This window comes from Rathayibacter sp. AY1A4 (assembly GCF_002930955.1).
Taxonomy (GTDB): Bacteria; Actinomycetota; Actinomycetes; order Actinomycetales; family Microbacteriaceae; genus Rathayibacter.
This window is the reverse complement of sequence record NZ_PSTN01000006.1, coordinates 29,812-55,639: the sequence shown is the minus strand read 5'-3', so window position 1 is coordinate 55,639 and position 25,828 is coordinate 29,812. Positions and strand designations below refer to the sequence as shown.

Below are 25,828 nucleotides of genomic sequence, written 5' to 3'. Positions count from 1 at the left end.
CGCTTCCTCGACCACTAGATGTCGAGGAAGCGCACGTCCTTCGCATTCTTCTGGATGAAGGAGCGGCGGGACTCGACGTCCTCGCCCATGAGGGTGGAGAAGATCTCGTCGGCCGCGGCCGCGTCGTCGAGCGTGACCTGGAGGAGGGTCCGCGTGGCGGGGTCCATCGTGGTCTCCCACAGCTCCTTGTAGTCCATCTCGCCGAGGCCCTTGTAGCGCTGGATGCCGTTCTCCTTGGGCATGCGCTTGTTGGTCGCCGAGCCGTGCGCGATCAGGGCGTCGCGCTCGCGGTCGCTGTAGACGTACTCGTGCGGGGAGTTCGACCACTTGAGGCGGTACAGCGGCGGCTGTGCGAGGTACACGTAGCCGAGGTCGATCAGCGGGCGCATGTAGCGGAAGAGGAGCGTCAGCAGCAGCGTCGTGATGTGCTGGCCGTCGACGTCGGCGTCGGCCATCAGGATGATCTTGTGGTACCGCGCCTTGTCCGGGTTGAAGTCCTCGCCGATGCCGGCGCCGAACGCCGTGATCATCGCCTGGACCTCGTTGTTGCCGAGAGCGCGGTCGAGCCGCGCCTTCTCGACGTTGAGGATCTTGCCGCGGAGGGGGAGGATCGCCTGCGTCTCGGGATTGCGGCCCTGCACCGCGGATCCTCCCGCCGAGTCGCCCTCGACGATGAAGATCTCGGAGATCGACGGGTCCTTGGACTGGCAGTCCTTGAGCTTGCCCGGCATGCCGCCGCCCTCGAGCAGGCCCTTGCGGCGGGCGGTCTCGCGCGCCTTCCGCGCCGCCATACGGGCGGAGGCCGCCTGGATCGCCTTGCGGATGATGTCCTTCGCCTGGCTCGGGTTGCGGTCGAACCAGTCGGCCAGCTGCTCGCCGGCCACGCGCTGCACGAACGCCTTCGCCTCGGTGTTGCCGAGCTTCGTCTTGGTCTGGCCCTCGAACTGCGGCTCGCCGAGCTTGATCGACACGACGGCGGTGAGGCCCTCGCGGATGTCGTCGCCCGAGAGGTTCTCGTCCTTCTCCTTGAGCAGGTTGTTCGCGCGCGCGTAGCGGTTGACCAGAGTGGTCAGCGCGGCGCGGAAGCCCTCCTCGTGGGTGCCGCCCTCGTGGGTGTTGATGGTGTTCGCGTAGGTGTGGACGCTCTCGGTGTAGGCCGTGGTCCACTGCATCGCGACCTCGAGCGAGATGCGGCGCTCGGTGTCCTCGGACTCGAAGTCGATGATCTCGGAGTGCACGAGGTCCGACTTCTTCAGCGAGTTGATGTACTCGACGTAGTCGACGAGGCCCTTCTCGTAGTGGAAGACGTCGGTCCGGTCGCCCTCGGTCTCGTTCTCGCCCTCCCCCTCGAACTCGACCTCGTTCTGGTCGGTCAGCGCGATGCGCAGGCCCTTGTTGAGGAACGCCATCTGCTGGAAGCGCGCGCGCAGGGTCTCGTAGTCGAACTCGACCGTCTCGAAGATGCCGGCGTTGGGCCAGAAGGTGATCGTCGTGCCGGTCTCGTCGCTGGCCTCGCCCTTCTCGAGCGGGGCGTCCGGCACTCCGTCGGTGAAGCTCATCCGGTACACGGCGCCCTGGCGCTTGACCTCGACGTCGAGGCGCGTCGAGAGCGCGTTGACCACGGAGGAGCCGACGCCGTGCAGGCCGCCGGAGACCGCGTAGCCGCCTCCGCCGAACTTGCCGCCGGCGTGGAGCACGGTGAGGACCAGCTCGACCGTGGAGATGCCCTCGGTCGGGTGCATGTCGACCGGGATGCCGCGGCCGTTGTCGGAGACGGTGACGCCTCCGTCGGCGCGCATCAGGATCTCGATGTTGTCGCAGTAGCCCGCGAGCGCCTCGTCGACGGCGTTGTCGACGATCTCGTAGACCAAGTGGTGCAGACCGCGCGGACCCGTGGATCCGATGTACATACCGGGGCGCTTGCGGACCGCCTCGAGGCCCTCGAGAACCTGGATCTGGTTCGCACCGTAGTCGCCGGACGACTTGGTCGACATGCTCTCGTGCGGAGCGGAGGGGGCTGCTGAGCCGTTCGCGTCCAGGTCGTTCGCTGCGGGTGACGTGGAGTCGTTCGGCTCGTGAGTCATAGCTGTGGAGTTCTCCTCTGACGGTCCGTCGCGACGCGCACGGTGATCTGGAGATCGCCCGCGCGGCGGCGTCACTGCGGTTCGGCGGCCCTCCATTCTACCGCGTGCCGGGTCGATCCGAAGCGCTGGACGGCGATCTGAGGGGCGAAAGATCGGCGGTCGACCGAAAATGCGTCCTCAGCCGTAGGTGTCGCGCGGACCACGCCCTGGAATCGACCTGGGACCCTTTTTCCAGTTCGGGACGTCCGGGCCCTGGAAACGAATCGACGCGATGCCCGCGTCGGGGAAGTTCACCGCGATGTGGTTCATGATCTCGATCCGCATCAGTCGGAGCTGCGTCGACCACGCCGTGGACTCGCATGCGACCGTCAGCACGCCGTCGACGACGCCCACCGGAGTCGAGTGCTTCGCGGTCTCCTCGCCGGCGATCGCCGTCCACGACGACATCAGGTCGCCCTGCGCCAGCGGCGCCGTCCAGCCGAGCTTCACGGTGAGGGAGTCGAGGACGTCGCCGAGGTCGTGCGGGTCGCGGCCCTTGCCGAACGGGATCGCGTCGCCCTTGGGCTCGGCGCGCTCGACGGTCTTCCGGATGCGGCGCGGGCCGTCGGCGCCGAACACCTCCTTGAGGTGGCGGTAGACGCGGGCGGCTCCGGGGACGCGGGATCTGTGGACGCCGGCGCTGGGGACGCGGGCTCCGCGGAGGAGGCCGCGGCGGAGGTGACGGCACCAGGAGAAGGGGAGTCGGACGAGACCGGATCGGGAGGAGAGGAGTCGGAGGACTCGGGACCGGGAGAAGGGGAGTCGGAGGACACCGGATCGGACGAGGCGGAGTCGGGTGCGATCGGCTCCGGCACGGCGATCGGCGCGGCGGCGGCGCCCGTGCCGACGATCCGGCCGGCCTCGATCCGCACGGTGTGCGCGGCCAGCGCCTCCGGGACGTCGTCGAAGACGGCCGCGGTGATCAGGACCTGCTCGTAGTCGGCGACCACCGAGGCGAGCCGCTCGCGCCGGCGCGCGTCCAGCTCGGCGAAGACGTCGTCGAGCATCAGCACCGGATCGCCCATGGGGGAGTCGCGCCGGAGCAGCTCCGCGGCGCCCAGCTTCAGCGCCAGCGCGAACGACCAGCTCTCGCCGTGGCTGGCGTAGCCCTTGGCCGGCAGCGCGTTCAGCTCGAACTGCACGTCATCGCGGTGCGGGCCGACGAGGGAGACGCCCCGGTCGAGCTCGCGGCGTCGCACCCCGGCCAGCGCGGACGCGAACGCCTCCGCCAGTCCCTCGCCCGCCGCCGGTGACGCGGCGCCCGGCTGCTCCACGGGCTCGCCGTCGTCGTCGACCGCGCCCTCGATGCTCAGGCGGGAGCGGAGCACCGGACGCTGGTCGGCACCGGCGACCGCCTCGTACGCGGCGCGCACCGGTCCGCTCAGCTCCTCCACCAGGGTGAGGCGCGACTGCATGATCTCGGTCCCGAGCGCGATCAGGCGCTCGTCCCAGATGTCGAGGGTCCCGAGCTTCGAGGGGTCGCGGACGCCGCTCGCCCGTGCGGACTTGAGCAGCGAGTTGCGCTGGCGCAGCACCCGCTCGTAGTCGGCCTGGACGGCGCTCATCCGCGGGGAGCGGAGGATCACCAGCTGGTCGAGGAAGCGGCGGCGGGCCGACGGGTCGCCGCGGATGAGGAGGAGGTCCTCCGGGGCGAAGAGGACGCTGGAGAAGAAGCGGGGGAGCTCGCGCGGCTTGATCCCACCGCGGTTGATCTGCGCGCGGTTGGGGGAGGAGCGGTTGATCTGCACCTCGGCCAGCAGGTCGCGCTCGCCGTTGCGGAGGCGGGCGCGCACCACGGCGCTGTCCCGGCCGGCGCGGATGAGCGCCTGGTCGCTCGACACGCGGTGCGAGCCCAGGGTGGAGAGGTAGCCGAGAGATTCGACGAGGTTCGTCTTGCCCTGGCCGTTGCGGCCGACGAAGAGGTTCGGTCCGGGCACGAGCTCGACATCGACCGACTCGTAGTTCCGGAAGTCGCTGAGCGCCAGCTGCGTCACCTGCACGTCGCGCTCCTCTCCTCCACCCGTCGTCGCGGGCCTTCACTGCACCCCTGCGGGCTCCTCGCCCGTCTCGCTCGGCCGGTCCACCCGCTCCGGCGCCTGCGGTCCGCTCTCCCCCTGCCGGCCTGGCCTGCGCCCCCGGTCTCGACACACCCCTGCGGGCTACTCGACCAGCACGGCGGCGGAACCGTACGAGAGCGGATCCCGATACGCCCCTCCGGGGCCACTACTCGCTCACCATGATCGGCGGCGCCCCGTCCCCGCCCGTGAAGGCGGCCGAAGGCCCGCCGCCCGACGTCGGTAGCAAGGTGGAGGCGGCCGGAGGCCCGCCGCCCCCGTGAGAGCATCCCTGCCTCACGGGGCGGCGGGCCGCAGTCCGCCGTCCGTCACCGGCTCTAGGGAACGCGCCCGCCTCCGGAAGCCGACCGCCGTGAGGACTGCCGGAGGCAGTCCTCACCAGCCGACTCAGTCGACGGCTTTGACGGAGTGCCCGCCGAACTGGTTGCGGAGCGCTGCGACGGCCTTCATCGCGGGGGAGTCCTCCTGGCGGGAGACGAAGCGGGCGAAGATCGAGGCGCTGATCGTGGGCACCGGGACGGCGTTGTTGATGGCCTCCTCGATGGTCCAGCGGCCCTCGCCCGAGTCCTGCACGTAGCCCTCGATGTTCTTGAAGTCCGGGTCCTGCTCGAGGGCGCGGACGAGGAGCTCGAGCAGCCAGGAGCGCACGACCGTGCCGCGCTGCCACGCCTTGAAGGTGCCGGTGACGTCCTTGATGATGTCGCTGCGGGTCTCGAGCAGCTCGTAGCCCTCGGCGAACGCCTGCATCAGGGCGTACTCGATGCCGTTGTGGACCATCTTCGCGTAGTGGCCGGCGCCGACCTCGCCCACGTGGACGAAGCCCTCCTCGCGGGGGCCCTCCGGGCGCAGCGCGTCGAAGACGGGCATGGCGTACTCGACGAGCTCCTTCGGGCCGCCGACCATCAGGCCGTAGCCGTTCTGGAGTCCCCAGACGCCGCCTGAGACGCCCGCGTCGATGTAGTGGATGCCCTTGGGCTTCAGCAGCGCGTCGTGCTTGAAGTCCTCGGTGAAGCGGGAGTTGCCGCCGTCGATGACGAGGTCGCCCTCGCTGAGCTTCTCCGACAGGTCCTTGACGACCGCGTCGGTGATCTCGCCGGCCGGCACCATCACCCAGACGATGCGGGGCGAGGGGAGTGCGGCGATCATCTCGTCGAGAGAGGCCGCGTCCGAGACGTCGGGATTGCGGTCGTAGCCGGTGACCTCGAGCCCCTTGGAGCGGAGGCGGGAGCGCATGTTGTCGCCCATCTTGCCGAGGCCGACGAGTCCGATGTGCATGGTGAACCTTCCTGGATTCGTTGTCCGGCGGGCGGGCGCTCGTCGGGAGCGGGGCGGTCGCGGCTCTGCGATCCGGGGAGTGGTCAGCGCAGCAGCAGGTTGGGCTGGAGCAGGTAGCGGTAGCTGTCGCTGCCGGGCTGCTCCCGCGAGGTCTGCGCGGTGATCAGGACGGGGCCGGGCTTGTTGGGGTTCTCGGTCTTCGTGAACGCGATGCGCACGAACTCCGAGTGGACGGCGGCGAGGCCGTCGAGCAGGAACTGCGGCTTGAGCGAGACGACCACGTCGTCGCCGGTCACGATCGCGTCGATGCTCTCGGACGCCTGCGCCTGCTCGGAGCCGATGGCCTCGAGGGTGAGGCCGTCGCTGCTGAAGCTGAAGCGGAGGGCCGCCTCGCGCTCGAGCACGAGCGAGACGCGGCGGGTGGCCTCGATGAGGTCGCTGGTCGACATGACCGCGTAGTTCTCGATGGAGGCGGGGAAGAGGCGCTTCACGGGCGGGAAGTTGCCCTTGATCAGCAGCGACGTGACGGTCTTGCGGTCCGCGGTGAAGGCGATCAGCTCGCGCTCGTCGCGGTTGGTGATCGCGACGGAGACGGTGCCGGAGTGGCCGAAGGTCTTGCCGACCTCCTGCAGCGTGCGCGCGGGCACGAGGGCGGTGAGCGGCTGGGTGGGCGCGGGGTTGTCCCCGTTGTCCCAGTCGATCTCGCGGACGGCGACGCGGTAGCGGTCCGTCGCGACGAGGCCGATCGTGTTCTCGGTGATCTCGAGCTGCACGCCGGTGATGACGGGGGTCACGTCGTCGCGGGAGGCGGCGACCGCCACCTGCGAGACGGCGGCCGCGAAGGCGTCGGCCGGGACGAGGCCGGTGGAGGCATCGATCTCGGGGATGCTCGGGTACTCCTCCACGGGCATCTGCAGGAGCGTGAAGTGCGCCGAGCCGGCCGAGACCGAGACGCGCGACTCCTCCGTGGCGATGCGCACGGGAGCGTTGGGGAGGCGGTTCGCGATGTCGGCGAGCAGACGGCCCGAGACGAGCACGGTCCCCGTCTCCTCCACGTCGGCCGCGATCTGCGTCTGCGCGGACACCTCGTAGTCGAAGGAGGACAGCGTCAGACCCTCGGCGGTCGCCTCGATGAGGACTCCGGAGAGGATCGGCAGGGTCGTGCGCTGCGGAAGCAGCTTGACCGCGAAGGACACCGCCTCGCTGAAGACATCGCGGTTGGCTTGGAACCTCACGAGTACACCCCTGACGAGTCGCGGACGAAGACCGTCGCCCATCGTACCCGCCGGGCTCGACGAGCTCGGAAGGGGGTGGACCGCCGAGCACTCCCGAGCCGCTGTGGAGAGGTTGCCGGTCGAGGCTTCATTAAAGAGAGAACTGCGTTAACAGTGTTAACACGTGTGGAAACTGTGGAAAACGCTTCGGACCCCTACTCCTGGGTGGGATCGGAGGGACCCGCCCCTGTGGAGGGAGTGTGAGCGGGCCCGTGGACGCCCTGTGGAGGGATCCGAGCCGACCGGTCGCCCTCCACAGGCGGGCTCTCCCGGCGCACAGTCCCGAGGCGGTTGTCCACAGTTATCCACAGGTTCCTCACACTGTGGAAATCGGCCCTCCGGGGCGCGCGAGGCGGCGTGTCCGAGGCGCGCGCGGCAGGTCCGAGGAGTCCGTCGACGACTTCTCCGGTCACGACGGAGACCGTCGAGGGCAGCTGCCGCCGTCCGAGCGGCCCGGAAGACAGTGCGCGCTCCCTCTCCCCCGCGTTGCCCTCCGGGCCAACGCACGGCGGATCGACACCGTCCGATCGCACGCCGGCCGCTCAGCCGCTCACCCGGACCCCCTGAGCACGTCCGGTCCGTGCTGGTCGAGTAGCCGCAGTGCGGCGTATCGAGACCCCCGCCAGCGCCTTCGCCTGATCTCGACGCGCGCCCACACCGACGCCCTGCTGCTCGCGCCGCGATCCCCGTCGCCTCCGCCTCCCCTCACACGAGGAGAGGGGAGCGACTACCCGACCACCGCGCACGGACGCCGATGGACCCCGGGGCACGCCGCCCGGGACAGGCGGTCCCGGGGACCGTACGACTGCCGGCTAGCGGTTCGTCTTGATGCGGGTGGTCAGCTCGGTGACCTGGTTGTAGATGCTGCGGCGCTCCTTCATGAGCTCCGAGATCTTCTTGTTCGCGTACATGACCGTGGTGTGGTCGCGGTTCCCGAACAGCTGGCCGATCTTGGGCAGCGAGAGGTTCGTCAGCTCGCGGCACAGGTACATGGCGATCTGGCGCGCGGTGGCGACGGCCTGCGAGCGCGACGAGCCGTAGAGGTCGTCGACCGTGAGCTTGAAGTAGTCCGCGGTGTGGTTGATGATGTCGACCGGCGAGATGACGTTGTCCTCGTCGAGCGTGATCAGGTCCTTGAGCACGGTCTGCACGAGCGACATGTCGACCGGCGTCCGGTTCAGGCTCGCGAACGCGGTGACGCGGATGAGCGTCCCCTCGAGCTCGCGGATGTTGCTCGACACCTTCGACGCCATGAACTCGAGGATGTCGTCGGGCACGAGCAGCTTCTCGCTGACCGCCTTCTTGCGGAGGATCGCGATGCGGGTCTCGAGGTCGGGAGCCTGCACATCGGTGATGAGGCCCCACTCGAAGCGCGAGCGCATCCGGTCCTCGAAGCCCGTCAGGGCCTTCGGCGGCAGATCGGACGTGATCACGACCTGCTTGTTGTGGTCGTGCAGCTGGTTGAAGGTGTGGAAGAACGCCTCCTGCGTCTCCGCCTTCCCCTGCAGGAACTGGATGTCGTCGATCAGGAGGATGTCGACGTTGCGGTAGCGGCCGTGGAAGGCGTTGCCCCGGTTGTTCGCGATCGAGTTGATGAAGTCGTTCGTGAACTCCTCGCTCGAGACGTACCGCACGCGGATCCCCGGGTAGAGGCTCATCGCGTAGTGGCCGATGGCGTGGAGGAGGTGCGTCTTGCCGAGCCCGGAGTCGCCGTAGACGAAGAGCGGGTTGTAGGCCTTGGCGGGAGCCTCGGCGACGGCGACGGCCGCGGCGTGCGCGAACCGGTTGGAGCCTCCGATGACGAAGTTGTCGAAGCTGTACTTCGGGTTCAGCCGGGTGTCGGTCGCCGGCACGGTCCGCAGCTCCTCGACCCCGCGGGTCGGCGCGACCGTCGCCGAGGAGGCGGTGATCGGCTCGAACGGGTTCATCGACTCCTGCGACGACGGGGAGCTGAGGGGCTCGTGCTCGATGTCGGGGTTCACCACGAAGGCGAACGTCGTGACGCCGAAGGAGTCGTCGAGCGTCCCGATCGCGCTGAGCAGGGGCACGCGCACGCGCTGCTCGAGCATCCCGCGGGTGAACTCGTTCGGGACCTCCAGGTAGAAGGTGCCCGCCATGATGCCCTTGGGCTCCACGAGCGAGACGAACCCGTAGAGGGGAGCGGTGATCCGCTCGTCCTGGGACAGTGCGCCGAGGATCACGTTCCACGCGTCGACCATCGACGTGTCGTCTGCCATCTGTCTCCGGTCCTGGGTGCTGTCGCTGTGAAGTCGCTGCGGGATCGCCGTCTCCGCCGGACCCGTCGCCGCCCGCTGCAGGGGCGTCGCGGACCGGGCGCGGAGCCGGGTCTCGAGTGCCGCTCTCTCCACAGGGTTGTCCACCGGCCTCGAGCGATGCCTGTGCGGGCGCGGGAGGACGCGGATCCCACCTGTGGATAACTGCGGCTCAATACCGTAACGAACGGAGCCGACGGGAGACAAATCCACCACAGCGACACCCGCGTGTCAATGCGCGGAACCCCGTGTCCCGTGTGCATGATCGAGGTTTCGCGCCGTCCACATTTGACCGGTGGCGGAACAGGCCGTAGTTTAAATCAGTTGACGCCTGCCCGGTGTCGTCCGTGCGGCCCTCGCAGGCCGAGCGGATTCCGCAGCCGGGCACCCCTTCTTCCCGGAGGATCCGAGTCTCCGCCCGAGCGGGTGGTGCCGGTTCGCGCCGCGGAACACGTACGTGGAGATCTGATTATGAGCAAGCGAACCTTCCAGCCGAACAACCGTCGTCGCGCCAAGGTGCACGGCTTCCGTCTGCGCATGCGCACCCGTGCCGGCCGCGGCATCCTCAGCGCGCGCCGCGCCAAGGGGCGCACCGAGCTCTCCGCCTAGCAGCGAGCGGTACCGACCAGCGGTGCTGGCCAGAGCCAATCGCATCGTCCACGGAGGCGAGTACCGGACAGTCGTCCGTCGCGGTGTGCGGTCCACAGGACCGCACACCGTCACGTATGTCCGCCGGTCCTCCGCGGGCGATCCGACGCGGTTCGGGTTCATCGTCGCCAAGACGGTCGGCACCGCGGTGACGCGCAACACCGTCCGTCGTCGGCTCAAGGCCGTGGCGTTCGAGCTCGTCCCCGAGCTCGTCCCCGGCACCCAGGTCGTCGTCCGCGCGCTGCCCGGCAGCGCCGACGCCCCCTGGTCGGAGCTGCGCTCCGAGGTGTGGTCCGCGATGGCGCGAGCCGCGCGGAAGAGCGGGGCGTCCTCGTGACCGCCGTGATCCCCCGCCGCGAGGCACCGCTCGCCCGGCTCGGGTGGGCGATCCTCCTGCTGCCGCGGAACATCGGCGTCCTGCTCCTGATCGTCTACCGGGCGGTCGTGTCCCCTCTCTACGGGGACGTCTGCCGTTACTACCCCTCGTGCTCCGCGTACGCGCTCCAGGCGGTCCAGCTCCACGGGCTCGTCCTCGGCTCCGTCCTCGCGGCCCGCCGTCTGCTCCGCTGCCACCCGTGGGCGGCCGGCGGCATCGACGACGTCCCGACCTCGATCCCCCTGCACCGACCGGCTTCCGGCCGGACCCGCTTCGCCGTGACGCGAGCCGGGTTCGTCGTGGGCCCTCGAAAGGACTGACCCCACTCCATGGACCTCCTCGGCACGATCCTCTGGCCCCTCAAGTGGGTGGTCGAGCTGCTCCTCGTCGCCTTCCACCAGCTGCTGACCTTCACCGGCATGGAGGCGGCCGCGGGAATCACCTGGGTCCTCTCGATCGTCGGCCTGGTCATCGTCATCCGCGCCGCGCTCATCCCGATCTTCGTCAAGCAGATCAAGAGCCAGCGCCGGATGCTCGAGGTCGCACCCCAGCTCAAGAAGATCCAGGACAAGTACAAGGGCAAGCGCGACCAGCTGTCCCGCGAGGCGATGTCCCGCGAGACAATGGAGCTCTACAAGAAGACGGGCACCAACCCGCTCGCCTCCTGCCTGCCCCTGCTGATCCAGATGCCGATCTTCTTCAGCCTGTTCTCGGTGCTGAACGCGGCGCAGCACAGCCAGAAGGGCGTGGGCCCGCTCGACGAGACGCTCGCCCGCCAGTTCGGCGAGGCGAACCTCTTCGGCGTCGCACCGCTGCACCAGTCGATCCAGGGCGCACTCGCCGAGGGCGGCCAGGAGCCGGTCATCATCATCGCGGTGATCATGGTCGTCCTGATGACCGCGTCGCAGTTCATCACGCAGCTGCAGATCGTCTCGAAGAACATGTCGCCCGAGGCGAAGGCCTCGCCGACGTTCAAGCAGCAGCGGATCCTGCTCTACATCCTCCCCCTCGTCTTCGCCTTCTCGGGCTTCGCCTTCCCCCTCGGCGTGATGTTCTACTGGCTGACCTCGAACATCTGGACGATGATCCAGCAGTTCATCGTCATCCGGAACATGCCGACCCCGGGCAGCGAGGCCGCCAAGGCCCGCGAGGAGCGCCTGCGCCGCAAGGGCAAGCTGGTCGAGGAGACCACGGCCGCCGGCGACGTCACCCTCGTCGAGAAGAAGGCCGTGCAGCGCACGCAGCCCGTGAGCAAGAACCGCTCCAAGAAGCAAGCCGGAAAGAAGTAGAGCCGCCATGACCGATCCGATGCAGACCATCACCGACGACGCGTCCGCACCCGTGGACGTGGACGCGTCCGCTGTCGACGAGGCGCCCGAGTCCACGCTCTCTCAGCTCGAGGACGAGGGCGACGTCGCCGCCGATTACATCGAGGAGTTCCTCGACATCTGCGACCTCGACGGCGACATCGACATCGAGGTCCGCAACGGCCGCGCCTACCTCTCGGTCACCGCGACCGGCGACACGAACCTCCGGGTGCTCTCCCGTCCCGACGCCGTCCAGGCGCTGCAGGAGCTGACGCGCCTGGCGGTCCAGACGAAGACCGGCGCGTTCTCCCGCCTCATCCTCGACATCGGCGGCTCCCGCGACGCCCGCGAGGCGGAGCTCGCCCAGCTGGTCGACCGAGCGATCGAGCGGATCGAGGACGGCGCCACGTCGGCCTCGCTCCCGCCCATGTCGTCGTACGAGCGCAAGCTGGTCCACGACATGGTGGGCGAGCGCGGCTTCGTGTCGGAGTCGCGCGGCGAGGCGCGCGAGCGCCACACCGTCATCACCCGCGGCTGAGCGGCGTGGAGTCGACCCTCGAGGCCGAGCCCGCAGCCGCTGCGGCGATCGCCGGCGACCGCCTGCCCCTCCTGCGGCGGTTCACGGAGGCTCTCGCCGACCAGGGTGAGGAGCGCGGCCTGATCGGGCCCTTGGAGCTCCCCCGTCTCTGGACGCGGCACGTGCTCAACAGCGCCCTGGTGGCCCCTCTCCTGCGTCCGGGACTGGTCGGTGATGTCGGCAGTGGCGCGGGCCTTCCCGGGCTCGTCCTGGCCATCGTGCGGCCGGACGTCCGCTTCGTGCTCATCGAGCCGATGGAGCGTCGCGTCGTCTGGCTTCAGGAGCAGGTCGACGGACTCGCACTCGAGAATGTCTCAGTTCTTCGCGCCCGTGCCGAAGAGGTGCAGCTCCCGGAGCCTCTCGACCAGGTGACCGCTCGGGCGGTCAGCGCCCTCTCGAAGCTGATCCCGCTGACCGCGCCGCTGCTGCGGCCCGGAGGCGAGCTGGTCCTGCTGAAGGGCATCAACGCCGAGAAGGAGATCGAGGCTGCGGCCAAGCAGATCCGTCGTTTCCGGCTCTCCCCGCCCGAGGTCGTCGTGCTCGGCGACGGCGTGCTCTCCGAGGTGACGAGGGTCGTCCGGGCTACAGTGGGTTGATCGCCACGACGCCGCAGTGAGCCCCCGACTCCTCGTCCGTCGACTCCTCGGTGCTGATGTCCGTCCCACTCGCTGAGCGAAGGTTTCACGTGAAACAACCCGATTCCGCCGGTCTGACCGGAGGCTTCGACTCCTCGACTCCCCTGGCCCGGGAGATCGCGGACATGACCCGCCGGCGCGCACTGCTGAACGCCCAGCCGCTGCCCAAGCCCGAGTCGACGCGCGTCATCACGATCTCGAACCAGAAGGGCGGCGTCGGCAAGACAACGACGACCGTCAACCTCGCCGCCGGGCTCGCCCGCGGCGAGGCGAAGGTGCTCGTCATCGACCTCGATCCGCAGGGCAATGCGTCGACAGCCCTGGGCATCGAGCACCGTGCCGAGACGGCCAGCGTGTACGACGTGATCGTCAACGACACTCCCCTCGCGGACGTCGTGCAGAAGAGCCCCGAGTTCGCCTCGCTCTACGGTGTGCCGGCGACCATCCACCTGGCCGGCGCCGAGATCGAGCTGGTCTCGCTCGTCGCACGCGAGCAGCGTCTCCGCCGGGCGCTCGACCGCATGCTCGACACCATGGACGAGCCGTTCGACTACGTCTTCATCGACTGCCCGCCGTCGCTCGGTCTGCTGACCATCAACGCGTTCGTCGCCGCTCGCGAGGTGCTCATCCCGATCCAGTGCGAGTACTACGCGCTCGAGGGGCTCAGCCAGCTGCTCAAGAACATCGACCTGATCGAGCGGCACCTCAACCCGAACCTCGGTGTCTCGACGATCCTCCTGACCATGTACGACGGCCGCACCAACCTCTCCCAGCAGGTGGCAGCGGATGTCCGAGAGCACTTCCCGAAGGAGGTGCTGCGCGCGGTGATCCCGCGCAACGTGAGGATCTCGGAGGCGCCGAGCTACGGACAGAGCGTGATCAGCTACGATCCGCAGTCGTCCGGTTCGCTGGCGTATCTGGAGGCGGCCGCCGAGATCGCACGACGCGGAGCCCGGAAGACACCCGAGACGGCACACGAAGGAGAGGCACGCTGATGGCGACCAAGCGCACGGGACTCGGCCGGGGGATCGGCTCGCTCATCCCGACCAGCGACGAGTCGCGCTCCCGGCCCGTCGACGTCTTCTTCCCTGATCAGGTCGGCGATTCGGCCCGTGCCGAGGAGCTCCTCGAGGTCCCCGGAGCGCGCTTGGCGCGACTCCCCCTCGCCGACATCACCCCCAACACGGCGCAGCCGCGGTCGGTGTTCGACGAGGACGACCTCGCGGAACTCGTCCACAGCATCCGCGAGTTCGGAGTGCTGCAGCCGATCGTCGTCCGGCCCGTGACGGCTCGCGGCGGAGCGAAGTACGAGCTCGTCATGGGTGAGCGCCGGTTCCGCGCCTCGAAGGCCGCGGGACTGACCACCATCCCGGCGGTCGTCAAGGACACGGCCGACGAGAACATGCTCCGCGACGCGCTGCTGGAGAATCTGCACCGCGCCGACCTCAACCCGCTCGAGGAGGCGTCCGCCTACCAGCAGCTCCTCAGCGACTTCGGGATCACCCAGGAGGCCCTGGCGACGCGGCTCGGACGGTCTCGCCCGCAGATCTCGAACACACTCCGTCTCCTGCGCCTCCCGGCCGATGTGCAGGCCCGCGTCGCTGCCGGCGTCCTGACCGCGGGACACGCGCGCGCGGTTCTGTCGCTCGACGACATCGAGATGATGCGCCGCCTGGCCGACAAGATCGTCAACGAGGACCTGTCCGTCCGCGCCGCCGAGGCCGCCGCGGCGCAGATGAAGGCGCCGCGGACGACCACGCGTCCCGTGGTGGAGGAGCAGGGCGGGCACTCCGGACACCTCTCGTCGATCGCGGATCACCTCGGCGACCGGTTGAACACGCGCGTCAAGGTCACCCTGGGCGCACGTAAGGGCCAGATGGTCATCGACTTCGCCACCATCCAGGACTTGAACCGCATCCTCGCCGAGATCGGGGAGCCGACCGAGGTGTCGCTCGCTCCGTAGTGGCCGGCCTAGTGGCCGCCACTTGGCCGCAATCGCCGATGTGGCGGTATCCGCTCCCCTCGTCGGCACCGCGATCACAGGAATCGGTACGCTTGAGGCGGCCTACGAAATGCCTTGTGAGCTGTGCATTCTCGGCCGTCGCCATCTCTCTGATTGATGAGCCCTTGTGACCGGCACAGTCTGATGAAGTGGCCCCAGGTTCTGCGGGGCCCTGCTGACTCCGGGCCTGGTCGAGAATACGGCTGGTATAGCCGAACGGCGACGATCGCCGGGTATCTGGGGCATTGATCTCTGGATAGAGCAGCTCACGATGCGCCTACATGGCGGTTGAGTAGTCGTGGATCGCCGGATCTAGGGTTGGCTGAGTTCAGACCTCGTTGACCTCCGGAGTTCATGTCGCTTTCGGTGACTCGCTGGCGGGCGCAGGACGGGTGCCTGGGTGGGTCGTACTCGGTGGCGCTCTCCGCTGCCCAGGGCGACGTCATGGTCGCCGATATTCCCGTGCGGAGTGTTTCACGTAAAACATTCCTACGTTGGCCGCTGAGATGAGGACCCCCTCGGCTGTCCGTGCATCCCAATTCGCCGGTGAGGAGCGCTTCCTGGGCCTCCAGAAACTGGCTGGCGGGGGGGCGAGTTAGACGAAATGCAGTATCGCTTCGTTCTCGCGGATCGACGCGGATGTGATGAGTGGGTTCGCCGAGGTTTGACGGAGGACCCCGTCGGCGGTCGCCCCCGGAGAGCACTGAAAGAGACGATGGAAGGGCCGTTTCACGTGAAACGGTGCGCTCTAGGGCGGCCTAGCCATTGAAGAGCTACGAGCTTGTCATGTAGGAGGGGAGGCCCTCATCGGCTCGACTCGCTCCAACGGGCGCAACATTTCGGATTGAAGTTCCTCAACGGCTGCGGAAGCGTTTCACGTGAAACGCCCCTGCCGAAAACGTTGGACGACCATGCGGATCATCGTGGGACCGACTTCGACCGCAATGCTCGAAAGAGATTGCTCGCCTGACCAGCCGAGATTGAAACACCACCCGCCCGAGGCGGAGTTGAGGTCGGAGAACCAAGCGATAGGGGTCCCTTCGGGCCGTGGGTCTCGATACGTTGCATTGTGGCTACTCGACCAGCATGGCGACGGCTGGCTGGTGTCGATCAGCGTCGATCGACCATGTTGTGTCTCTGCAGAGATGGCGCGGGCGGCGATCGTGGTGAGCCTCGATTCGACGCACAACTGCTCCTCACCGCTAGGTCTGCGGATATGGCCAGACAGTGGGCGTGGATACATCGCTCCAAGCAACGCTCACCAGGTACCCACTGGGGGTGGCCGGGTCTCGATACGCGGCAATGCGTCTACTCGACCAGCATGACGACGAGGACCAGGTGGCGATGGATGCCCGTGGGCCTGGTGAAAAGGTGGCGGCCGGGGGCGGGATATACCACGCTGATCTGCGGATAATCGACCGGCGCGGCGACAGATGTCTAATGTTGGTGGGAGTCGATACGCGGCCTCGGGTTCTTCCCCGGGTTGCCACTACTGGTCTGCTGATGAAGACGTGGACCCGTTATTGAGCGGCTACTCGACCCGCATTGTAGGGAGAAGGCGGCGATAGAGGGTCCTGATCGGCCGCGACGCAATTACTCGTCTGGCATGGATTCGAGCACTCGTTCAGAACTCAGCAGCCACGTGATCAGGAGCGTACGCGCAGCGGACGACCGTTTCACGTGAAACGGTATGGAGTCAGGAGGCTGCGAGCTTCGCGAGGGTGGAGTAGACGTCGCCGAGGTAGCGGCCGGATGCCTCGATGGCCTGAGGAACGAGTGAGGTCTCGGTCATTCCGGGAAGGACGTTCGCGTCGAAGAACCAGGGGAGTCCGGCCTCGTCGATGATGAAGTCGAGCCGCGACAGGTGGCGGAGTCCCAGCAGTTCGTGGATTGCAACGGCCACGCGGGACACCTCCTCCGTGATCTCCGGCGAGATCCGTGCCGGCGTGTAGAAGTGCGTCTCCCCCGCGTTGTAGCGCGCCTCGAAGGTGTACTGGCCAGCGACGGGTGCGATCTCGACAGGCGGCAGGGCGAAAGGTCCGTCACCGAGGTCGAGAACACCGACGGAGACCTCGGTCCCCTGGATCTGCTGTTCGATGAGAACGACGTCGCCGTAGGTGTACGCCTCGACCATCGCTCGCGGGAGCTGCGATGACTCCGACACGATGCTGACGCCCTGGGCCGAACCGCCCTGAGCGGGCTTCACCACGAGGGAGCCGGGCAGGTGCGCTTCGACAAGCTCCAGGATCCCGGCTGCTCCGAGCTCGCGGAAGGTCTCGCGGGGGAGGGTGACGGAGCGCGGGGTCGAGAAGCCGGCGCGAGCGACGAGCGTCTTCGCGGTGGGCTTGAACCAGGCCAAGCGCGCCGCGTCCGTCTGCGAGCCGACGTAGGCGAAGCCTGCCGCTTCGAGGAGCCCGAGGAGCGCACCGTCCTCACCGCTCGCCCCGTGCACTGCGGGCCAGACGACGTCGGGACGCTTCTGCAGGAGCATCGAGAGAAGACCGGCGTCCGGTTCGTGCAGGGAGACGCGGTGGCCCATCGCGGAGAGACGATCCGCCACGCGACGGCCCGACCGCAGGGAGACATCGCGCTCGTGGCTGATGCCGCCGCTGATGACGACGATGTCGAGAGTACGGTCGAGCACAGAGAAATCAGTCATGACCAGGGCTTTCTTATCGAAGGAGCGGTGTCAGGAGACGTTCGGCGGCAGGACGGCGTCGCGCTTGCTCGCGTCGGCGCTGCTCAGCCGGCCCGTGCCCGCGAAGGTCGACAGCAGATCGAGCTCCCCGTTGATGACCGTGGCGAGGCGGCGGATGCCGTCACCGATCCGCTCCGGCGTCGGGTAGCAGAACGAGAGGCGGATGTTCTGACGTCCGTCTCCGTTGCCGTAGAACGCAGTGCCCGGCGTGTACGCGACGAGCTCCTTCACCGCGCGCGGCAGCATCGCCTTGGAGTCGAGCTCCTCGGGCAGCGTGACCCAGACGTAGAAGCCGCCGTTCGGGTTCGTCCAGCTGAGGCCGGGCAGATGGGTCTGCAGGCCCTTCAGCATCGCTTCCTTCCGCTCACGGTAGACGCCGCGGAAGGTGTCGATCTGTCCGCGCCAGTCGGCCGTCTCGAGGTACTTCGAGATGACCAGCTGGCTGAAGGACGACGGACTGAGGACGGCCGCCTCGTTGGCGAGGATCAGCCGCTCGCGGATCGCGTGCGGAGCGAGAGCCCAGCCCACCCGGAAGCCGGGAGCGAGCGTCTTCGAGAACGTGCCGAGGTAGATCACTCCGTCCTCCTCCAGCGAGCGCATCGCCTTCGGCGGGACGTCCTCGAAGTAGAGGAGGCCGTACGGGTTGTCCTCGAGCACGAGGATTCCCTCGGACTTGCAGATCTCGAGGATCTCGACGCGGCGCTCCCAGCTGAGGGTCACGCCTGCGGGGTTGTGGAAGGTGGGGATCGTGTACAGGAACTTGATCGTCTTCCCGGCGGCGCGCACGCGGGCGATGTGCTCGCGGAGGGCTGCGGGGATGAGCCCGTGCTCGTCCATCGGGACGTGCTCGACCTCGGCCTGGTACGACCGGAAGATGACCATCGCCGTGACGTAGCTGGGGCCCTCGGAGAGGACGACGTCCCCCGGGTCCAGGAACAGCTTTGAAACGAGCTCCAGGGCGTGCTGAGAGCCCGTGGTGACCACGATGTCGTCCGCGCTGGCGGAGATGCCCTCGAGGGCCATGACGTCGAGGATCTGCTCGCGCAGGACGGGGACGCCCTGGCCCGACCCGTACTGCAGCGCGACGGGCCCCTGCTCCCGCATCACTGTGTCGATGGCGCCGGTCACCAGGTCCTGGGGGAGCGCGGACACGAACGGCATGCCGCCGGCGAGCGAGACCACCTCGGGGCGTGACGCGACGGCGAACAGGGCTCGGACCTCGCTGGCGGCCAGACCGGCCGTGCGCTCCGCATAGGAGTTGTACCAGGGGTCGAGGTTGGTGCCGCGGTTGGTCACGATGGTTCCGCTTCGCTCGGTGGACAGGGTCTCTCCGGCCGGAGCCGGGTGGATCCACAGTACCGGCCGGTCCTGTGCTGCGGCGGGGCGGTCGGGCGCCACTGCAGGGATCGTGGCCTGCGCCGCAGCAGGGCTGTTTCACGTGAAACAGCCCTGCACGAGGAGAGCCCCCGTCACGACGTGACAGGGGCTCTCGGAGACCGCAGGGCGGTCAGGAGTGCGAACTCAGAGGAACGCGGCCAGGTCGGCCTCGAGGGCCGGCTTCGGCTTGGCGCCGATGACGGTCTTCACGACCTCACCCTTCTGGTACACCTTCATCGCCGGGATCGACGTGATCTGGTACTTCGCAGCGGTCTGCGGGTTCTCGTCGACGTTCAGCTTGACGATCTCGATCTTGTCGCCGTGCTCGGCCGAGATCTGGTCGAGGATCGGCGCGACCATGCGGCAGGGGCCGCACCACTCGGCCCAGAAGTCGACCAGGACGGTCTTCTCGGAGTCGAGGACGTCGGACTGGAACGATGCGTCGGTGACGCTCTTCGCGGTGGACATGGTGTTCTCTCCTTCACGAGTCGGCGGGCTGCCGGCTCCGATGTGCGATGACCGGACGGTCAGCGGGTGATGAGCTCGGCCCGGGGTGAGCCTTCGGTGTGGGCGGTGCCATCGGCGAGCGAAGCGAGGTAGTGCTCCGCGTCGAGGGCGGCGACCGTTCCGGATGCCGCGGCGGTGACGGCCTGACGGTAGGTCGGGTCGATCACGTCGCCGGCGGCGAAGACGCCGGGAACGGAGGTCTGGGAGGAGCGGCCGACCACCGAGATGGTGCCCTCGGTGGTGAGGTCGAGCTTGCCGTGCACGACGTGCGTGCGCGGGTCGTTGCCGATCGCGATGAACAGGCCGTCGAGGTCGAGGTGGGACTCGGTGCCGTCGACCGTGTCGCGCAGCTTCACGCCGTCGACGTGGTTCTCACCGGTGATGCCGGTGACCTCGGCGTTCCAGATGAACTCGATCCTCTCGTTGTCGAAGGCGCGCTTCTGCATGACCTTCGAGGCGCGGAGAGAGTCCTTGCGGTGGATCACATAGACCTTCGCGGCGTGCTTGGTGAGGAAGGTCGCCTCCTCCATGGCGGAGTCGCCTCCGCCGACGACGGCGATGGTCTTCCCCTTGAAGAAGAAGCCGTCGCAGGTGGCACACCACGAGACACCGTGTCCCGACAGGCGGTCCTCATCGTGGAGGCCCAGCTTGCGGTAGGCGGATCCGGTCGCGACGACGACGGTCTTCGCCTCGATGCTCTCGCCGGAGCCGAGGTGGACGGTCTTGATCTCACCCTCGAGATCGAGGGAGGTGACGTCGTCGTAGAAGGTCTCGGCGCCGAACTTCTCGGCCTGCGCCTGCATCGAGGTCATCAGCTCGGGGCCGAGGACGCCGTCGGGGAAGCCGGGGAAGTTCTCGACGTCCGTCGTGTTCATCAGGTCGCCGCCGATCTCGACCGACGAGGCCACGACCACCGGGTGCAGCTCGGCGCGCGCCGCGTAGATGGCGGCGGTCCAGCCGGCGGGGCCGGATCCGATGATGACGATGTCGCGCACGGCAACTCCTCGGGGTCTGTACGAGCGGTGACGGGTGGGGCGGGAGCCGAGCACCCGGAGCCGGTCGCTCGAATCGTTCCGCGGCTCCGTGGGCTACAACACATCCTAGGCGGGCACTATTCCGCGAGCCCGGGAGTGCCGGTCGCGCCACGCGCCGCTCGATGCAGCAGCCCAGGAAATGCGATCTGACCTGGCTTTTACCGGAGCAGCATCAGCGGCCGAGTCGGCGGATCACCGGAGCGAGAACGGCGCGCAGCTCCGGTACCCGGAGGAACCAGAGGACCGCGAAGTAGACGAGCGCCATCACGGTGCCGATCGCGGCCATCGAGAGCAGCGGCTCCACGTAGTTCGAGACGGCGAAACCGCCCGCGCGCGTGCCGCCGAGGGCGACCAGGACGCCGTAGCCGGCGGCGGCGGAGGGCACCGCGGCGAGGACGAACTGCGCGAGCCTGACGAGGATCCGCCTGCCTCCGCGGCCGCCGAGCCGGCGGCGCAGGAGGAGGGCCGCCACAAGGGCCTGCACGCAGATGCCGAGCGAGGTCGCAGCGGCGATGCCGACAGCGGTGCGGTCAGCGGGGAGCCGGAGCACGATCAGGTACCCGGCGACCGCCACGACGACCTGCACCAGGGTGAACAGGAACGGCCGCGCTCCGTCGCTCAGGGCGTAGAACGCGCGCTGCATGATGGCGATCGAGGAGAACAGCGGCAGGGCGATCACGTAGGCCACGGCGATCGCTCCGATGGCCTGCGCGTCCGCGAACGAGTCGGTGAAGACGGAGCCGAACGGCACCGCGACCACGACGATCGCGGCGGCGGCGAAGACGAGCATCATCAGCACCAGGCGGAGCGAAGTGGAGACGTCCGAGCGGAACTCCTTCATCTCCCCCCGTGCGGTGTGGCCGCTCATCTTGGTGAAGTACGCCATGGCGATCGAGATCGCGATCACCGAGTGGGGCAGCATGAAGATCAGCCACGCCTTCTGCAGCGCCGCGGCCGAGGGCCCCTCGCCGGACGCGGTGGAGGAGACCTGGCTCTCGACGATGCCGGCGACGATGGTCAGCAGCACCGTGGCGAACGACCACAGCGACATCCGCCCGGCCGTGCCGAGACCGACGCCCCGGAAGCGGAAGTCGGGGCGGTAGCTGAGGCCGACCCTCCGCCAGAAGAGCATCAGGAACAGCGACTGGACGACGATGCCCAGCGTCGCGCTCCCGCCGAGGAGGGTGACCATCGCCGGGGACCACGAGTCGACCGGACGGTTCCCCTCCGGATCGGCGCCGAACAGCACCATGAAGGCGACGAGCCCGGCGATCACCACGACGTTGTTCAGCACGGGCGCCCAGGTGAAGGGGCCGAACGAGCCGCGGGCGTTGAGCACCTCGCCGAGGATGGTGAAGAGACCGTAGAAGAAGACCTGCGGCAGGCACCAGAACGCGAAGGCGACGGCCAGCTGGTACTGCTCCGGTCCGTAGCCGGGCGCGTAGAGGCGCACGAGCAGGGGAGCGAGGACCGTGGCGGCGATCGTGGTCACCAGGAGCAGGCCGAGCGCCAGGGTCAGCAGGCGGTTGATGTAGCCGCGGCCGCCGTCGGCGTCGAGGCCCGCCCGCACGATCTGCGGGACGAGGACGGCGTTCAGAGCGCCGCCCGCGATGATCGAGTAGATCGTGTTGGGAAGCAGGTTCGCCGTCGTGAAGGCGTCCGCGCCCGGCGCGACCGCGGCTCCGATCGTGTTCGCCATGACGATCGACATGACGAAGCCGAGGATCCGCGAGACCATCGTGCCGGAGGCGAGGACGGCGCTCGCGCGTCCGAGGGAGAAGCTAGCCACGCGGGTCCGATCGCTGGTCGTCGAGGTCGGGCTGGACCTCGAGCACGGCGTTCGGGTCCTCCTCGTCCTCTGGGGTGTCGCCTCGACGGCGACGGCGGATGTTGCGGAGGATGCCGGCTCCGAAGACGACGACGAGCGCGATCCCGATGACGAGGGTGCCGACGGTCTCCCAGTCGGCGCGGACGCTGGTCGTCATGCCCGTGGGGGTGCCGATGGGGACGCCCTGCGCCGAGGTCAGCTGCAGGCCGAGGCTCGTCTCTCCGTTGCCGACCCGGGCCTTCACGGGGATGAGGACGCGGCCCTGCGAGCGGGCGTCGATCTCGGTGGTCTCGATCGCCTCCTCGTCGATGTCGAGGACGGCGTTCGAGGTCGAGGCCTGGATGCGGACGGCGATCGGCCAGGGGAGCTCGTTGCGGACGTACACGGGGATGCTCGAGTCGCGGGAGACCTGCAGGATGCTGCCGGTCGCGTCGATCGACACCAGCGAGAGCGTCCGGTCGGCCTCGGTCATGGCCGCGCCGACGGCGTCGCCCCAGCCGCTGCCGTCTCCGCGCCAGGTCACCGAGAGCAGCGCCAGCACGTCGTTGCGGCTCTTGCCCGACAGCAGCTCCGGCTCCTGCAGCACGGAGGAGAACGCCTCGACCTCGGAGCCGGCGTCGAGCAGGTCGCGCACCCGGTCGAGCCGCGACTCCGACTCCGGCGAGTCGACGACGCTCGCGCCCTCGGTCGCGGGGACGGCGAGGGCGGTGGAGAGGGCGACTCCGCGGGCCCAGGGCAGCGACTCGATCGCGTCGAGGGTCTCGGAGAGGCGCGCGGCGCCGATCGCCGAGCCGCGGCCGAGGGTGAGCACGACGTCCGGCGCGGTCCCCTCCTCCTGCACCTCGGCGAGATCGGTGGCGATCTCGGACATGCGGGCGCGCCACTCGGTGTCGTCGGTGGCGGTGGCGGCCGCGTCGAACGCCTCGGTGAGGCGCGAGTCGGCCACGACCAGGTCCGAGTCGCCGACGGTGGCGCGCGAGGTGGTGGTCACCTCCTCCGGCAGCAGGAGACCCGAGGAGGGGACGACCGTGCGGTTCACTCCGCTGGCCGCGTAGACGTCGAGGTCCGACCCCCGGAGGGTGCCCTCGTCGGGCCACGCGACGCTGCCGAGGGAGGTGCTCCAGTCGGAGGCGAGCAGCGACTCGGTGCTCGGACGCGCCGGCAGCTCCTCGGCCGGCTGGTCGGAGTCGACGGCGACCGTGGGCGCCGGGCTGGCGGTGCCGGGGACCGCGGCGAAGCGGGTGTCGTCGATCGCGTACTCGAAGGAGGTGGGAGAGAGGAGGGCGGAGAGCCCGGCCTGCGCCTGGGCCGAGACGTCGGCGTCGGCGTACGGCAGGGCGAAGCGCTCGTTCGGCACGGACTGCAGCCGGTCGAGCCAGTCGAGGGCCGACTCCGGAGCGGCGCTGCCGAGGATGCGGATCGAGGCGAGGATGCGCGGGTCGACCCCGATCGTGACGCCCTTCCCCGCGACCGCGTCGAGCTGCCGGGTGAGGGTCCCCGTGCCGTCGGTGTAGTCGGCGAGGGCCTCGGCCGAGAGCAGGCCGTCGGCCGTGTCCGGGACGGTGAGCGGGACGAGGACGCTGACGCCGGTCTCGCGCTCCGGGGCCGCCGCGTCGTCGGTCAGCTCGATGGCCGTGCGGGCGGTCGAGACGACACCACCCGGACCGGTGACCGTGACGAGGACGGCGTGGGTGCCGAGGGCGGTCCGGTCGTTGGAGAAGGGGATCTGGTCGACCGGCACGGTGAGGCCGGCCTCGGCGGTGCTGGAGGGCAGCAGGCGCAGCTGGGCGGTCGCACGGACCGGGTCGGTGTCGTTGTCGGCCTCGGCGTCGAGCCAGTCGTGCAGCTCCGCGCGGGTGTCGAGGGTGGCGTAGGAGAGGGCGACCGTCACGTCGGCGCTGTCGATCGCCTCGGTGGTGCCGTTGCGCACGGCGATCGAGAGCTCGAGGTCCTGGCCGGGCCGCAGGACGCCGTCGCTGCCGGCCCCCGCGGTCGTGGTGACGATGCCGGGAGCGGGCGTCGAGGTCGCCGTCGCGGCGGCGACCGGGGCCGCGAGGGCGGGGGAGGCCACGCCGGTCAGGCCGAGCGCGAGGGCGGCGGCACCTGCCGAGCGGAGCAGGAGGAGGGCCGCCCGCGAGCGGCGGGAGCGGAGGGAGGGGTCGCGCCGATGCATCGGACTCACTCGGCCTCCATGCGGGTGATTCTACGGGCAGCCCTCCTCGGGGCAGGCGGTGCGTCCGCTGTGCACGCGGATCCCCCTGTAACCCCCTGGCACGGTCACCCGCTGACGGGACACCCCCCGCCACTAGGATCGTGCGAATGCACAGCGTCCAGACCGCTCTCGAGACCCTCCGCGCGCTCGCGGGGACGCCCACGGTGGCGCGGCTGGCGGAGGCGTTCGCAGCCCAGGGCCACGAGCTCGCGCTGGTCGGCGGCCCGGTCCGCGACGCCTTCCTCGGCCACGGCGTGCACGACCTCGACTTCACCACCTCCGCGCGCCCCGACGACATCGTGCGGATCGTCGCTCCGATCGCCGAGGCGCACTGGGACATCGGCCGGGCCTTCGGCACGATCGGCGCTCGCGTGGCCGGCGAGACGGTCGAGATCACGACCTACCGCAGCGACAGCTACGACGGGGTGAGCCGCAAGCCCGAGGTCGAGTTCGGCGACTCGCTCGAGGGCGACCTGGTGCGGCGCGACTTCACGGTCAACGCGATGGCGCTGCGGCTTCCGGAGGTCGTCCTCGTCGATCCCTCGGGAGGAGTGGAGGACCTGCTCGCCGGCCGGCTGCGCACCCCCTCCCCCGCCGACCTCTCCTTCGGCGACGATCCGCTCCGGATGCTCCGCGGCGCGCGCTTCACCTCGCAGCTCGGCTTCCGCACCACCGACGAGGTCGAGTGGGCGATGGCCGAGCTCGCCGGACGGATCGACGACGTCTCGGCGGAGCGCGTGCAGGAGGAGCTGCGGAAGCTCCTCGCGACCGCCTCGCCCCGTGCCGGCCTGGAGCTGCTCGTCGACACCGGTCTGGCCGGTCGCTTCCTCCCGGAGCTGCCCGCACTGCGCCTAGAGCAGGACGAGCACCACCACCACAAGGACGTCTACACCCACAGCCTCACCGTGCTGGAGCAGGCGATCGCGCTGGAGGAGTCGCGGCACCCCGGAGCCGCGCCCGACGTGGTGCTGCGGCTCGCCGCTCTCCTGCACGACATCGGCAAGCCAGCCACGCGGCGGCTCGAGCCGGCCGGAGCGGTGAGCTTCCACCACCACGACCTGGTCGGCTCCAAGCTCGCGATCAAGCGGATGCGCGCGCTCAAGTTCGACAACCAGACGACGAAGGACGTGGCCCGCCTCATCGAGCTGCACCTGCGCTTCTTCGGGTACACGGACGGCGCGTGGACCGACTCCGCGGTGCGCCGCTACGTGACCGACGCCGGGCCTCTGCTCGAGCGGCTGCACATCCTCACCCGCGCCGACGTGACCACGCGCAACCGCCGCAAGGCCGATCGGCTCGCGCACGCCTACGACGACCTCGAGGCGCGCATCGCGGAGCTCGCCGAGAAGGAGGAGCTCGCCTCCAAGCGCCCCGACCTCGACGGCACGCGGATCATGGAGATCCTCGGCCTCGCCCCGGGCCCCGAGGTCGGGCAGGCGTACCGGTTCCTGCTGGAGCTGCGGCTCGAGGAGGGGCCGCTCGGCGAGGAGGTCGCGACGCAGCGGCTCCGCGAGTGGTGGGCGTCGCGCTGAGGCGCTGAGCGGGGCCCCGTGCCCGCCTCGCCCTGCGCCCGGGTGGTGCGCCTCGAGCGGATCCGTCCGGCGCGT

The 25,828-nt window shown here is 69.2% G+C and carries 20 protein-coding genes and 1 pseudogene; 9 read left to right on the top strand and 12 right to left on the bottom strand.

Translation table 11 applies throughout. The annotated features are described in order from the left end of the window. Positions 1–14: 14 nt before the first annotated feature. The 6 genes and pseudogenes from gyrB to dnaA all read right to left on the bottom strand — a co-directional run bounded on the left by gyrB (position 15) and on the right by dnaA (position 8,864). Positions 15–1,994, bottom strand: a complete 1,980-nt coding sequence (gene gyrB, locus C5B92_RS05415; RefSeq protein WP_208543372.1) for a DNA topoisomerase (ATP-hydrolyzing) subunit B — start codon at positions 1,992–1,994, stop codon at positions 15–17. A gap of 267 nt (positions 1,995–2,261) precedes the next feature. After that, positions 2,262–2,573 (bottom strand): DUF721 domain-containing protein, encoded by a 312-nt coding sequence (locus tag C5B92_RS05410; protein WP_258059326.1) that lies wholly within the window; start codon positions 2,571–2,573, stop codon positions 2,262–2,264. Positions 2,574–2,962: 389 nt separating this feature from the next. Continuing rightward, a pseudogene (recF, locus tag C5B92_RS05405) lies at positions 2,963–4,123 on the bottom strand (DNA replication/repair protein RecF); the annotation flags it as partial. A 462-nt stretch (positions 4,124–4,585) separates the two neighbouring features. Beyond that, complete coding sequence (gene gnd / locus C5B92_RS05400; RefSeq protein ID WP_104222677.1) at positions 4,586–5,473, bottom strand: phosphogluconate dehydrogenase (NAD(+)-dependent, decarboxylating); 888 nt, start codon at positions 5,471–5,473, stop codon at positions 4,586–4,588. 83 nt (positions 5,474–5,556) lie between these two features. Next, positions 5,557–6,708 carry a DNA polymerase III subunit beta gene (gene dnaN, locus C5B92_RS05395; protein WP_104274116.1) on the bottom strand — a complete coding sequence of 384 codons (1,152 nt, stop codon included), beginning with the start codon at positions 6,706–6,708 and terminating at the stop codon, positions 5,557–5,559. 851 nt (positions 6,709–7,559) lie between these two features. Beyond that, complete coding sequence (gene dnaA, locus C5B92_RS05390) at positions 7,560–8,864, bottom strand: chromosomal replication initiator protein DnaA (protein WP_374952921.1); 1,305 nt, start codon at positions 8,862–8,864, stop codon at positions 7,560–7,562. 627 nt (positions 8,865–9,491) lie between these two features. Here dnaA and rpmH point away from each other — a divergent pair. The 8 genes from rpmH (at position 9,492) to C5B92_RS05350 (ending at position 14,526) form a co-directional block, all read left to right on the top strand. After that, on the top strand, positions 9,492–9,629 hold the full coding sequence (gene rpmH, locus C5B92_RS05385) for a 50S ribosomal protein L34 (protein ID WP_055784512.1): 138 nt from the start codon (positions 9,492–9,494) through the stop codon (positions 9,627–9,629). A 22-nt stretch (positions 9,630–9,651) separates the two neighbouring features. Then, the gene (rnpA, locus tag C5B92_RS05380; protein ID WP_104274115.1) at positions 9,652–10,005 is read left to right on the top strand and encodes a ribonuclease P protein component; all 354 of its coding nucleotides are present in this window, start codon (positions 9,652–9,654) and stop codon (positions 10,003–10,005) included. Between the two features lie 5 nt (positions 10,006–10,010). Continuing rightward, entirely contained in the window at positions 10,011–10,364 is a 354-nt protein-coding gene (gene yidD, locus C5B92_RS05375; RefSeq protein WP_258061272.1) for a membrane protein insertion efficiency factor YidD, read from the top strand. 9 nt (positions 10,365–10,373) lie between these two features. After that, a complete protein-coding gene (gene yidC, locus C5B92_RS05370; RefSeq protein WP_104222681.1) occupies positions 10,374–11,333 on the top strand; it encodes a membrane protein insertase YidC in 960 nt (319 codons plus the stop codon). A 7-nt stretch (positions 11,334–11,340) separates the two neighbouring features. Then, positions 11,341–11,889, top strand: a complete 549-nt coding sequence (locus C5B92_RS05365) for a R3H domain-containing nucleic acid-binding protein (protein WP_258061265.1) — start codon at positions 11,341–11,343, stop codon at positions 11,887–11,889. A 5-nt stretch (positions 11,890–11,894) separates the two neighbouring features. Further along, the gene (gene rsmG / locus C5B92_RS05360; RefSeq protein ID WP_104274114.1) at positions 11,895–12,524 is read left to right on the top strand and encodes a 16S rRNA (guanine(527)-N(7))-methyltransferase RsmG; all 630 of its coding nucleotides are present in this window, start codon (positions 11,895–11,897) and stop codon (positions 12,522–12,524) included. A gap of 89 nt (positions 12,525–12,613) precedes the next feature. Beyond that, a complete protein-coding gene (locus tag C5B92_RS05355; protein ID WP_374952917.1) occupies positions 12,614–13,558 on the top strand; it encodes a ParA family protein in 945 nt (314 codons plus the stop codon). Further along, positions 13,558–14,526: a ParB/RepB/Spo0J family partition protein gene (locus C5B92_RS05350; RefSeq protein ID WP_104274113.1), complete on the top strand. Its 969-nt coding sequence runs from the start codon at positions 13,558–13,560 to the stop codon at positions 14,524–14,526. Before C5B92_RS05355 ends, C5B92_RS05350 begins: the two co-directional genes overlap by 1 nt. A 1,735-nt stretch (positions 14,527–16,261) precedes the next feature. Here C5B92_RS05350 and C5B92_RS05345 read toward each other — a convergent pair. The 6 genes from C5B92_RS05345 to C5B92_RS05320 all read right to left on the bottom strand — a co-directional run bounded on the left by C5B92_RS05345 (position 16,262) and on the right by C5B92_RS05320 (position 24,182). Further along, a complete protein-coding gene (locus tag C5B92_RS05345; protein WP_104274112.1) occupies positions 16,262–17,224 on the bottom strand; it encodes an ATP-grasp domain-containing protein in 963 nt (320 codons plus the stop codon). A 30-nt stretch (positions 17,225–17,254) separates the two neighbouring features. Beyond that, positions 17,255–18,586: a PLP-dependent aminotransferase family protein gene (locus C5B92_RS05340; protein ID WP_374952920.1), complete on the bottom strand. Its 1,332-nt coding sequence runs from the start codon at positions 18,584–18,586 to the stop codon at positions 17,255–17,257. Positions 18,587–18,784: 198 nt separating this feature from the next. Then, positions 18,785–19,108, bottom strand: coding sequence for a thioredoxin (gene trxA / locus C5B92_RS05335; protein WP_104222687.1), 324 nt, complete (start codon positions 19,106–19,108; stop codon positions 18,785–18,787). Positions 19,109–19,167: 59 nt separating this feature from the next. Then, entirely contained in the window at positions 19,168–20,142 is a 975-nt protein-coding gene (trxB, locus tag C5B92_RS05330; RefSeq protein WP_104291944.1) for a thioredoxin-disulfide reductase, read from the bottom strand. Between the two features lie 211 nt (positions 20,143–20,353). Further along, a complete protein-coding gene (gene murJ / locus C5B92_RS05325; RefSeq protein ID WP_258061264.1) occupies positions 20,354–21,970 on the bottom strand; it encodes a murein biosynthesis integral membrane protein MurJ in 1,617 nt (538 codons plus the stop codon). Then, positions 21,963–24,182, bottom strand: a complete 2,220-nt coding sequence (locus tag C5B92_RS05320) for a DUF6049 family protein (protein WP_104350128.1) — start codon at positions 24,180–24,182, stop codon at positions 21,963–21,965. Before C5B92_RS05320 ends, murJ begins: the two co-directional genes overlap by 8 nt. 146 nt (positions 24,183–24,328) lie before the next feature. Between C5B92_RS05320 and C5B92_RS05315 the strand changes: the two genes are divergently transcribed. Further along, positions 24,329–25,753 carry a CCA tRNA nucleotidyltransferase gene (locus C5B92_RS05315; protein WP_104225796.1) on the top strand — a complete coding sequence of 475 codons (1,425 nt, stop codon included), beginning with the start codon at positions 24,329–24,331 and terminating at the stop codon, positions 25,751–25,753. Positions 25,754–25,828: the final 75 nt, after the last annotated feature.

What these genes read in the sequence shown, in the direction of transcription:
- gyrB (WP_208543372.1), bottom strand. Translation starts at nt 1,994, where the DNA reads ATGTCGACCAAGTCGTCCGGCGACTACGGTGCGAACCAGATCCAGGTT.
- gnd (WP_104222677.1), bottom strand. Translation starts at nt 5,473, where the DNA reads ATGCACATCGGACTCGTCGGCCTCGGCAAGATGGGCGACAACATGCGC.
- dnaA (WP_374952921.1), bottom strand. Translation starts at nt 8,864, where the DNA reads ATGGCGGGCACCTTCTACCTGGAGGTCCCGAACGAGTTCACCCGCGGG.
- rpmH (WP_055784512.1), top strand. Translation starts at nt 9,492, where the DNA reads ATGAGCAAGCGAACCTTCCAGCCGAACAACCGTCGTCGCGCCAAGGTG.
- yidC (WP_104222681.1), top strand. Translation starts at nt 10,374, where the DNA reads ATGGACCTCCTCGGCACGATCCTCTGGCCCCTCAAGTGGGTGGTCGAG.
- C5B92_RS05365 (WP_258061265.1), top strand. Translation starts at nt 11,341, where the DNA reads ATGACCGATCCGATGCAGACCATCACCGACGACGCGTCCGCACCCGTG.
- C5B92_RS05350 (WP_104274113.1), top strand. Translation starts at nt 13,558, where the DNA reads ATGGCGACCAAGCGCACGGGACTCGGCCGGGGGATCGGCTCGCTCATC.
- C5B92_RS05345 (WP_104274112.1), bottom strand. Translation starts at nt 17,224, where the DNA reads ATGACTGATTTCTCTGTGCTCGACCGTACTCTCGACATCGTCGTCATC.
- trxA (WP_104222687.1), bottom strand. Translation starts at nt 19,108, where the DNA reads ATGTCCACCGCGAAGAGCGTCACCGACGCATCGTTCCAGTCCGACGTC.
- C5B92_RS05320 (WP_104350128.1), bottom strand. Translation starts at nt 24,182, where the DNA reads ATGCATCGGCGCGACCCCTCCCTCCGCTCCCGCCGCTCGCGGGCGGCC.
- C5B92_RS05315 (WP_104225796.1), top strand. Translation starts at nt 24,329, where the DNA reads ATGCACAGCGTCCAGACCGCTCTCGAGACCCTCCGCGCGCTCGCGGGG.